1 protein-coding gene is annotated in these 929 nt (G+C 36.5%); it reads left to right on the plus strand.

Annotation, left to right across the window (positions count from 1 at the left end; all coding sequences use genetic code 11):
* Positions 1 to 727, plus strand: a 727-nt coding sequence (locus QMA35_RS21840) for a hypothetical protein (RefSeq protein WP_281649240.1), incomplete at its 5' end; no start/stop codon positions are given.
* Positions 728 to 929 lie beyond the last annotated feature (202 nt).

Below are 929 nucleotides of genomic sequence, written 5' to 3' on the forward strand. Positions count from 1 at the left end.
AAAAAAGCGGGTAACAAGTGCGTGGTGTTCGTCGCTTCGCTCCTGGGACGCCTGCGGCGCCCCACACGCAGGCGTTAGGTTTCAGGAGTTCAACATCGAAATTTCATTACTAATTTTAGGTTGGCTATTGGGATTGTTAAGCCCAAGGATAGTGTCATCTATAAAAGATCATTATGAACGAAATTTATTTTTTAAGTCTGCCCAAGCTGAACTATTAGACTTACAATATCGACTTGCATTTGTCGAATTCATCCTTGCACAAAAGTTTGGGGTAATAGATAAAGAGCATCTCGCAGAAATAAGAAAAATAATTTTTGATTATGAATATACCGATGATGCTAAAGCAACAATCACCATTATTGATGCGATTTTAAAATCTAGTGATGATAACCTAGACGCTATCTCTCAAAACTTAAAAGCCGATTCAGGCTATGGATTAAATTTAAAAAATTATTCAACTCTATTCATTGATGCTAATGGCTCGAAGATTTCAAAACTTCCGAATGATATACAGTTCAAAATATATGACTTCAAAAACAACCTTAGTTTTTTAAATCAAGATATAAATCTGGCTAAGGAGTGTCATAAGCTAACATTTGATTCAGCTATTAGCAGCCACAATCATGCACGTTTAGTGAACGATATCAAATCGCAATATTCAGAGCTTCAAAAGTCCTGTAGAGCTGTAAGAAATAAAATACAAATAATTCTTGAGTCAAACATATAAAAAAGAAACCTAACAAGCGCATCATATTCGTCGCTTCGCTCCTGGGACGCCTACGGCGCCCCATATGCGGGCGTTAGGTTAACAAGGAAACATCTCCATTAATTTAAAATGAATACTTTAGAATTCAATACTTCGGACAGTTTTTCATAACCGCTTGACCATGAGAGAAATCAGCGAAAATAGAGGAATCTAACGCTCTGTT

This window comes from Parendozoicomonas sp. Alg238-R29, from assembly GCF_947331445.1.
In the GTDB taxonomy this organism is placed as follows: Bacteria; Pseudomonadota; Gammaproteobacteria; order Pseudomonadales; family Endozoicomonadaceae; genus Sansalvadorimonas.